Source organism: Streptomyces sp. (assembly GCF_031181705.1).
GTDB lineage: Bacteria > Actinomycetota > Actinomycetes > Streptomycetales > Streptomycetaceae > Streptomyces.
In genome coordinates, this window is sequence record NZ_JAPSKN010000042.1 from 1 (window position 1) to 9,355 (window position 9,355).

Consider the following 9,355-nt stretch of genomic DNA (forward strand, 5'->3'; position numbering starts at 1 on the left):
CCCGCGGTCGCGGACGCGCGTCCGGTCGTGTGTGCTGGTGCCCTGGTGGGGAACCTGGTTCGCCCGGGTCGGCCCCTGGCGGAAGGAGCTCATGTGACGGCATCGGCGCCGGGCGGCGGGAGCCGGGGCACAGCGGAGAGCGACCACGAGCCGGAGCCGCGCCGCTGGCGGGCCCTGTGGGTCACCCTGGTCGCCGGCTTCATGAGCCTGCTGGACGTGTCGATCGTGGCCGTGGCCCTGCCCACCATCCAGCGGGAGCTGCACGCCTCCGCGGCGCAGGTGCAGTGGGTGGTGTCCGGATACGCCCTGAGCTTCGGCCTGGCCCTGGTCACCGCCGGCCGCCTCGGCGACGCGCTGGACCGGCGTCGCATCTTCCTGCTCGCCCTCAGCGGCTTCGTGCTGTTCAGCGCGGCCTGCGGAGCGGCTCCCAGCATCGCCCTGCTGGTGGCGGCCCGCCTCGCCCAGGGCCTGGCGGCCGGCTTCATGGCACCGCAGAACTCCGCGCTCATCCAGCAGATGTTCCGGGGCGCGGAACGCGGACGCGCCTTCGGCTTCTTCGGCGCCACCGTCGGCATCTCCTCCGCGGTCGGCCCGCTCGCCGGCGGGCTGATCCTGGCGCTGGCCGACGGCCCCCAGGGCTGGCGGTGGATCTTCTACATCAACGTCCCCATCGGCATCCTCGCCGTGCTCCTGGGCCGCCGCCTGCTGCCCCGCACCCGGCGGTCCGGCCGTGGACACGTGGACCTGCCCGGCGTGCTGCTCCTCGGCCTCGGCGTGCTGGCGCTGATGTACCCGCTGGTGCAGGCCGAGGGCGGCGGCCTCACCCGACTGTGGTGGCTGTTCCCCGTCGGCGCCACCCTGCTCGTCGTCTTCACCCTGTGGCAGCGCCGCCTGCTGGCCCGGGGCACCCAGCCGCTGCTCGACCCGCGCCTGTTCACCGAGGTGCGCGGTTACGCCGTCGGCGCCGGCGTCGGCACGCTCTACTTCATCGGCTTCAGCGGCATCTGGCTGGTCTTCGCCCTCTTCTACCAGCACGGGCTCGGCTTCTCGCCGCTGCGGTCCGCCCTCGCCGTGACGCCTTTCGCCGTCGGCTCGGCCTGCGCGGCCGCCGTCTCCGGCCGGCTGGTGGACCGGCTCGGGCGGCTGCTGACCGTGGGCGGGCTCACGGGGGTGATCCTCGGGCTGGGCTGCACCGCGCTGCTGCTGCGCTTCGCGCCGATCGGCGTCGCGCCCTGGCTGTCCGCTCCGGCCCTGTTCCTCGGCGGCCTCGGCGGCGGGTGCGTGATCTCGCCCAACATCACCATGACCTTGCGGGACGTCCCCGTGCACATGGCCGGGGCGGCGGGCGGCGCGCTGCAGACCGGGCAGCGGCTCGGCGCCGCCGTGGGCACAGCGGCCCTGCCCGGCCTCTTCTACCTGGTGCTCGGCCACCGTGACGACGACTACCGCGGCGCCCTCTTCCTCGCGCTGGTCGCCGGCATCGTCGGCATGGCGGCCTCCCTGGCCCTCGCGGCGTTCGACTGGCGGCGCGACCGGCGTTCGCGCAAGGAGCACCCCACCTGCCCGGACGACGTCGCCAACAGCCCGGTGCACGCCCGGCAGAGCTGAACCTCGATCGGGCGCGGGCGCAGGCGCGGGGTCCGGCAGCTCACCGCGCACCCTGCCGCCGCTGCCCGGGGGCCGGGCCGCGCGCGGCGGGCTGGGTGTGCTGTCCCGGGACATTGGTCAAACGGCCCAGGACCGCACGTCAGACCGACGGTGCCGACGTGGTCCCGGGGTCCGGGGGACGCGGCGTGCCGGTGGCCGACGCCGTCCGGGCCTCCAGGGCGTGCAGGACCGCCACCATGTCCTCGGCGCCGTGGCCCCGCGCGACGGTCTCCTCGTAGAGGGCGTGGCAGACGTCCAGGAGCGGGGACGCCAGGTCCGCCGCGCGGGCGGCCTCGGCGATCAGGCGGTTGTTCTTCAGGACGTCGACGGCGGCCGCCTGGACGGCGAAGTCGCGCTCCAGCAGCTTCGGCGCCTTGACCCGGGAGACGGCACTGGCCATCGGCCCGGCGTCCAGCACGTCCCGGAGCAGCCGCCGGTCGACGCCGTGCCGGTCCGCGAAGTGGAACGCCTCGGCGAGCCCCGTGACCAGCGTGATCAGGAACAGGTTCACCGAGAACTTCATCAGCAGCGCGCCCGGGATGGCCCCGCACCCGAACGCCTCCCGGCACATCGGGGCGAGCAGGGGCCGTACGGCCGCCACGGCGGCGTCGTCACCCGCCAGCATTCCCACCAGCTCGCCCCGCTCGGCCGGGACGCGCGACCCCGACACCGGTGCCTCGACGTACCGTCCGCCCGCGGCGCGGACGTCGTCCTGGAGGGCGCTGGAGAACTCCGCGGACGTCGTGCCCATGTGGACGACGGTGCGTCCGGCGACGCGCGCGGCGAAGTCCGGGGCGCCTCGCCCCACCACCGCGTCCACGGCGGCCTCGTCGGCCAGCATCAGGAACACCGTGCCGCACCGCCGGAAGACCTCGGCCGCGCTCGCGGCGACCTCGGCGCCCGCGGCCCGCAGCGGTGCGCACCGCTGCGCGGTGCGGTTCCACACCACCAGCGGCGTCCCGGCACGGGCGAGGTTGAGTGCCATGGGCTGCCCCATGACCCCCAGGCCGATGAAACCGACGTCCACGATGCACCGCCTCTTGTGGCCCGGCGCGGGCCGCGCCGCTCCTGCCGCCCTCGGTTATGACAGCGGTCATAGTAGCCGGGTTTATGACACCGGTCATAGGGTGGGGGCGAAGCGAGTGGACGCGGTGGTGGAGGTCGGCGATGGCGGTGTCGGAACGGGGGCCGCGCGAGCGGATGGTGTTCAGCGCGGCCCAGCTGATCCGGCGCGACGGCGTCGTCTCCACCGGCATGCGCGAGGTCGCCGCCGAGGCCGGCGCCCCGCGCGGGTCGCTCCAGCACTACTTCCCCGGCGGCAAGACCCAGCTGGTCGAGGAGGCCCTCGGCTGGGCGGGCCGCTACGCGGCGGGCCGGGTCGCCCGCTACCTGGCCGCGCTGCCCGAGCCGACCCCGAGCGGGCTGTTCGCCGCGATGGTGCGGCAGTGGACCGACGAGTACGAGACCGCCGGCTTCGCGGGCGGCTGCCCGGTGGCCGCCGCCACGGTGGACTGCGCCGAGTCGGCCCCCTCCACCCGGGAGGCCGCGTCCGCCGCGTTCACCGCCTGGACCTCGGCGGTCGCCGGGGCCCTGGTCGAGACGGGCGTGCCCGAGGAACGGGCGGGGCAGCTCGCCACGCTGATGATCAGCGCCCTGGAGGGGGCGATCCTCCTGGCCCGGGCCGAGCGGGACGTCCGCCCCCTGACGACCGTCGCCCGAGAACTCGGGCCGCTGCTCGACGCGGCGGCGCGCACCGACGGCTGACCGGCCGCCGCGCGTGCCGCCGCCACCCGGCGGTCAGCCCACCCGGATGCCCACGATGCACGTGTCGTCGTCCGTGTCCGACCTGCTGTAGGTCAGCAGGCGGTCCAGCTGCTGGTCGAGGGTGGTGGGGGCCGCGCGCGCGGTGGTCAGCAGATGGGTCAGCGACTCCTCCACCGGCCGGTCCCGGCGTTCGATCAGGCCGTCCGTGTACATCAGCAGCGTGTCCCCGGCGGCGAGTTGCATCTCCTTCTCCTCGTACGCGGCCTCGGGGACCGCGCCCAGCAGGAGACCGCTGCCCAGCGGCAGCGGGGCCGCCTCCGCGTCCCGGACCAGGACCGGGGGCAGGTGGCCCGCCCGGGCCCAGCGCAGGGTGCGCCGCTGCGGGTCGTACAGCCCGCACACCGCCGTCGCGGTGACGGCGCCCGTCAGATGGTGCGCCACGATGTTCAGCCACGACAGCAGCTGCCCCGGCCCGGCGCCGGTCACCGCCAGGCCACGCAGCGCGTTGCGCAGCACCACCATGCTGGTCGCGGCCTCGATGCCGTGCCCGGCCACGTCCCCGACGCACAGCAGCACCATCCCGGACGGCAGGACGACGGCGTCGTACCAGTCGCCGCCCACCAGCTGCTCGGTCTCCGCCGGCCGGTAACGGACCGCCACCTGCAGGCCGGCCACCTGCAACGGCGCCTGCGTCGGCGGCATGATGGCGTGCTGCAGCTGCAGGGTCAGCCGGTTGCGCTCGGTGGCCTGCTGCTCGGTGTGCGCCAGCTGGTCGCGGGTGGCGGCCAGCGCCACCTCCGTCCAGTGCTGCGCGGAGATGTCCTGGCAGGCGCCGCGCACCAGGAGCAGCCGGTCGTCGGTGTCGAGCACCGGCTCGGCGACGATCCGGATGTGCCGGGTCACCCCGTCCGGCCGCTGCAACCGGAAGGCCGCGGACGCCGGACGCCGGTGGTGCAGCAGCGTGCGCAGGAAACGGCGGATGGAGACGCCGTCGTCCGGGTGGGCGTGGACGGGCAGTTCCTCCAGGGGCACCGGCGTGCTCGACTGCGGGCGCCCGTAGAGGTCGAACAGCTGCCCGTTCCAGGTGATCTCACCGGTCAGGACGTTCTCCTCGAACCCGCCGATCCGGCCGAGGCGCTGGGCGTTCTGCAGCAGGCTCGCCAGCCGCGCCGTCTCGTCCTCGATCCGCCAGATGAGGAGCACCGACGTGCCGTGCCGGCTGATGCTGATGTCCGCGATCGCCGACAGCGGCACCTGGTCGACGAGGGCGGTCAGGCTCATCCGCCGGGCCCGGAAGGGCTCACCGGTGGCGTAGACGCGCTCGACGCGCTGGAACAGCTCGCTGTCACCGGCGGCCATCGGATAGGCCTCCAGCAGCAGCGCGCCGTTGACCACCGCCCGGGGCCGGCCGGCCGGATCGAGGAAGCGGTCGTTGACGTGCTGGATGCGGAAGTCCACCAGATGCCCGCCCTGGTCCAGGTGCGGCACCAGGACCAGGGCGGGATCGTGCAGCCCGTCGGCCAGGTCCATCAGCTCGGCGGCGTCCGGCACGACACGCGGCTCCTGGGCCCCGGTCGGCAGCGGCGTGTACATCTCCAGCGTGTGCGCGCACAGTTCGGCCAGCGCCTCCACCTGCCGGACGATCTGCGGGCGCTGCGGCTCCAGCGGCTCGGGCCAGGCGATCTCCAGCACCCCGTGGACGCGCCCCCCGGTGCCGGCGGGCAGGGCGGCCCGGCCGCCGTCCGGATGGTGGTGCAGCCCGATCGTGGGCAGCCCGGTCTCCTTCAGGGCGGTGATCCAGTGCCCCTCGCGCTCGACGAGGCCCCGCCGCGCCACCGTCACCACCTCCGGCGGGACGTAGCGCCAGCGCGTGGCCTCGGCGAGGGAGAAGCCGGCGCTGCCCGCCAGGGTGAGCGAACCGTCGGGACCCGCGGCCCATATGGCCACGGCCACCGCGCCGAGGGGGCGCAGCGCCTGCTCCAGCAGGGCGTCCGCCACGGCCTGGGTGTCGTCCGCCGCCAGCACACCGCTCTCGGCCGCGCGCAGCCGCACGGCGGCCGACTCGGCCTCCGCCTCGTCGGAGGCCCTGGTGGCGGCCAGGAACGCGTCGGTCACCTCGGACATCCGGTCCCGGGCGGCCTGGTTGATGACGTCGACGGCGAGTTCCAAGGGACTGACCTGCGCCTGTTCGGCCAGCTCGGAGAGCTGGCGGGCGGCCTGGGCCGGACCGCACTTCAGCCGTTCGATCAGGACGCCCTTGGCGAGCTCGATCAGGGCACGCCCCTCGGCCTCCGCCTGGGCGGCCCGTACCTCCCGGCTGAGCCGCTCCACGGTGGCCGCCAGCCGCCCCACCGGTGAGCTGGTCGAGACACCGCCGAGTTCCGACAGCAGCGCCTCGGGGGACGCCACCTGCCCGTCGGGGACCACCCACCGCTCGTCGGACTCCCGCTGGGCGGCCTCCGCCGTCCCCGACGGGTTTGCGGACGCCAGGCCGGCCAAGTCGCGCTGCGGCTCGTCGGCCTGCGGTTCGCTCGGCTGCTCGGACATGCTCACGGTGTGGATGCTCCTCGGCTTCAGCGCCCGGTGGCGCGGAACGGCTTGCCCTGCGGAGTGCCCGGCCCGCCGGTGTGCGGGTCGGGCACCGACGTGCTCACGCGGGCAGCCAGCGGCGGACGCAGGCCATGAGGTCGCGCGTGTCGACCGGCTTGGTGACGTAGTCGCTCGCGCCCGAGGCGATGCTCTTGTCCCGGTCGCCGGGCATCGCCTTCGCCGTCACGGCGATGATCGGCAGGTCGGCGTACTGCGGCATCTTGCGGATCTCCGCGGTCGCCGTGTACCCGTCCATCTCCGGCATCATCACGTCCATCAGCACGATGGCGACATCCGGGTTGTTCACCAGCGTCTCGATGCCCCGGCGCCCGTTCTCCGCGTGCAGGACCCGGAAGCCGTGCAGCTCCAGGATGCCGCTCAGGGCGAAGAGGTTGCGCGCGTCGTCGTCGACGACCAGGACGGTGCGGCCCGCCGAGGCGTCGTCGACCACCGGCGGCGTCAGCGCCTGCGCCTCCTCGGGCCGGACCAGGGACAGCACGTCACCGGGTTCCTCAGCGGACAGGTGCAGGGCGATCCGCTCACGCAGCTCGTCGAGGCTGGACAGCAGCTCCAGCGCCCCGCCCGCCGTCCGGGCGCGCAGCGTCTCGTCGTCCAGGGCGATGTCCGTGGGGTGGCTGCTGTGCACCAGCACCGGGACGCTCGCCAGCGCCGAGTCGCCCTCCAGAGCCTGCAGGAACCGGGACGCCTCGCCGTCGCCCATGCCCAGCTCCAGGACGACGCAGTGGCACGGGTCGGCCGCGAGGGCACCGGCCGCCTCCTGCGCGCCGACGGCGGTGATGATGTCGACGGCGGGCCGCCCGCCGTCGGACCGGCCGTGCGTCAGGTCGGCGACCACGCTCTCCGCGACGAGGGTGAGCAGACCGCGCGGCCGCTCCTCCACGACGAGCAGACGCCGGGGCCGCGGTCCCGGCCCGATCTGGGGCACCGGCACCGACTGCGACGAGTCCTGCGGCAGGGCCTCGGCCGAGTCCCGCTCCGGGGCCCTGCCGTGGTTGAGCAGTTCCTCGAAGTCGGGGCGGGCGACCGGCAGGAACAGCGTGAACGTGCTGCCCTGCCCGGGCGTGCTGTCCACCGTGACGGCGCCGCCGAGCAGCTGGGCGATCTCCCGCGTGATGGACAGCCCCAGGCCGGTGCCGCCGTACTTGCGGCTCGTCGTGCCGTCCGCCTGCTGGAAGGCGCCGAAGATCGTCTCCAGGTTCTGCTCCGGGATGCCGATGCCGGTGTCCTTCACCCGGAAGGCCACCACGGCGCCGCCCCGGACCACGCCCTCGGGCACCTCGTGGTCCGCCGCGGGCTCGATGCTCAGCTCCACGCCGCCCTGCTCGGTGAACTTCACGGCGTTCGACAGGAGGTTGCGCAGCACCTGGCGCAGCCGGGAGTCGTCCGTGAGAAGGTCGGCGGGGGCGCCCGGCGCGGTCGTGACGGTGAACTCCAGGCTCTTCTGCGTCGTCATGGGCCGGAAGGTGGCCTCGACGTACTCGATGAGCTGGCGCAGCGCCACCCGCTCGGGCGCGACGTCCATCTTCCCCGCCTCCACCTTGGACAGGTCGAGGATGTCGTTGATCAGCTGGAGCAGGTCCGAACCGGCGGAGTGGATGATCTGCGCGTACTCGACCTGCTTGGGCGTGAGGTTGCGGGACGGGTTCTGCGCCAGCAGCTGGGCAAGGATCAGCAGGCTGTTGAGCGGGGTGCGCAGCTCGTGGCTCATGTTGGCCAGGAACTCGGACTTGTACTTGGAGGCCAGCGACAGCTGCTGGGCACGGGTCTCCAGCTCCTGCCGGGCCTGCTCGATCTGCAGGTTCTTCGCCTCGATGTCCCTGTTCTGGGCCACCAGCAGCGAGGCCTTCTCCTCCAGTTCCGCGTTGGAGCGCTGGAGTTCCTCCTGCTGCACCTGCAGCTCGGTGGAACGGGCCTGGAGCTCGGCCGTGAGGCGCTGCGACTCGACGAGCAGCTCGTCGGTCCGCGCGTTGGCCACGATGGTGTTGAGGTTGACCCCCAGGGTCTCCATCAGCTGCGCGAGGAAGTCCCGGTGGATCTGGGTGAACGCGGTGACGGACGCCAGCTCGATGACGCCGAGGACCTGGCCCTCCACCACGATCGGCAGCAGCACCAGCGCCGACGGCACGACCTGGCCGAGCCCCGAGGAGATGGTGACGTAGTCGGGCGGCAGCTCGTCCACGACGATGGTGCGCCGGCTGCGCGCGGCCTGGCCGACCAGGGTGCGGCCGAAGGCGATCCGGGTCGGCCGGGTGCTGTCCTCCGGGTAGCCGTAGGAGCCGACGAGCCGCAGCTCGGGCCCGTCCTCGCCGTCCTCGGCGAGGTAGAAGGCGCCGTACTGGGCCGACACCAGCGGGACCAGCTCGTCCATGATCAGCTCGGCGACCACCGGCAGGTCGCGGTGGCCCTGCATCAGCCCGGAGATCCGGGCGAGGTTGGTCTTGAGCCAGTCCTGCTCCTGGTTGGCCCGGGTGGTCTCGCGCAGGGACTCCACCATGGAGTTGATGTTGTCCTTGAGCTCGGCGACCTCGCCGGACGCCTCCACGTTGATCGAGCGGGTCAGATCGCCCTCGGCGACCGCGCTGGTCACCTCGGCGATCGCCCGCACCTGCCGGGTCAGGTTGCCCGCCAGCTCGTTGACGTTCTCCGTCAGGCGCTTCCAGGTGCCCGAGACGCCCTCGACCTCGGCCTGGCCGCCCAGCCGGCCCTCGGTGCCCACCTCGCGGGCGACACGCGTGACCTCGTCGGCGAAGGCGGAGAGCTGGTCGACCATCGTGTTGATCGTCGTCTTCAGTTCGAGGATCTCGCCGCGCGCGTCGACGTCGATCTTCTTCGACAGGTCGCCCTTGGCCACGGCGGTCGTCACCAGCGCGATGTTGCGCACCTGGCCGGTGAGGTTGTTGGCCATCGAGTTGACGTTGTCGGTGAGGTCCTTCCAGGTGCCGGCGACGTTCGGCACGTGCGCCTGGCCGCCGAGGCGTCCTTCGGTGCCCACCTCGCGGGCGACGCGGGTGACCTCGTCCGCGAACGCCGACAGCGTGTCGACCATCGTGTTGATGACCTCGGCGAGCGCGGCCACCTCGCCCTTGGCCTCGACGGTGATCCGCTGCGACAGGTCGCCGCGGGCCACGGCGGTGGCGACCTGGGCGATGGAGCGGACCTGGCCGGTCAGGTTGGAGGCCATCACGTTGACGTTGTCGGTGAGGTCCTTCCAGGTGCCCGACACCCCGCGCACCTGCGCCTGGCCGCCGAGGCGTCCTTCGGTGCCGACCTCGCGGGCGACGCGGGTGACCTCGTCGGCGAAGGCGGAGAGCTGGTCGACCATCGTGTTGATGGT

5 protein-coding genes are annotated in these 9,355 nt (G+C 73.6%); 2 read left to right on the top strand and 3 right to left on the bottom strand.

The window, feature by feature from the left end:
* The first annotated feature begins 93 nt into the window (after positions 1-93).
* A complete protein-coding gene (locus tag RIN80_RS11345) occupies positions 94-1,608 on the top strand; it encodes an MFS transporter (RefSeq protein ID WP_309095420.1) in 1,515 nt (504 codons plus the stop codon).
* 139 nt (positions 1,609-1,747) lie between these two features.
* Here the strand turns inward: RIN80_RS11345 and RIN80_RS11350 are convergent, their stop codons facing one another.
* Positions 1,748-2,674 carry an NAD(P)-dependent oxidoreductase gene (locus RIN80_RS11350; RefSeq protein WP_309095421.1) on the bottom strand — a complete coding sequence of 309 codons (927 nt, stop codon included), beginning with the start codon at positions 2,672-2,674 and terminating at the stop codon, positions 1,748-1,750.
* Positions 2,675-2,814: 140 nt separating this feature from the next.
* On the opposite strand from RIN80_RS11350, the gene RIN80_RS11355 reads away from it, so the two are divergent.
* On the top strand, positions 2,815-3,411 hold the full coding sequence (locus RIN80_RS11355) for a TetR/AcrR family transcriptional regulator (protein WP_309095422.1): 597 nt from the start codon (positions 2,815-2,817) through the stop codon (positions 3,409-3,411).
* Between the two features lie 33 nt (positions 3,412-3,444).
* Here RIN80_RS11355 and RIN80_RS11360 read toward each other — a convergent pair whose 3' ends face one another.
* Entirely contained in the window at positions 3,445-5,964 is a 2,520-nt protein-coding gene (locus RIN80_RS11360; protein WP_309095423.1) for a SpoIIE family protein phosphatase, read from the bottom strand.
* 97 nt (positions 5,965-6,061) lie between these two features.
* The coding region (locus tag RIN80_RS11365; protein WP_309095424.1) for a HAMP domain-containing protein at positions 6,062-9,355 on the bottom strand (3,294 nt) is incomplete at its 5' end.

Excerpts from the sequence above, each read along its gene's own strand:
- RIN80_RS11355 (WP_309095422.1), top strand. The coding sequence starts at position 2,815 with ATGGCGGTGTCGGAACGGGGGCCGCGCGAGCGGATGGTGTTCAGCGCG.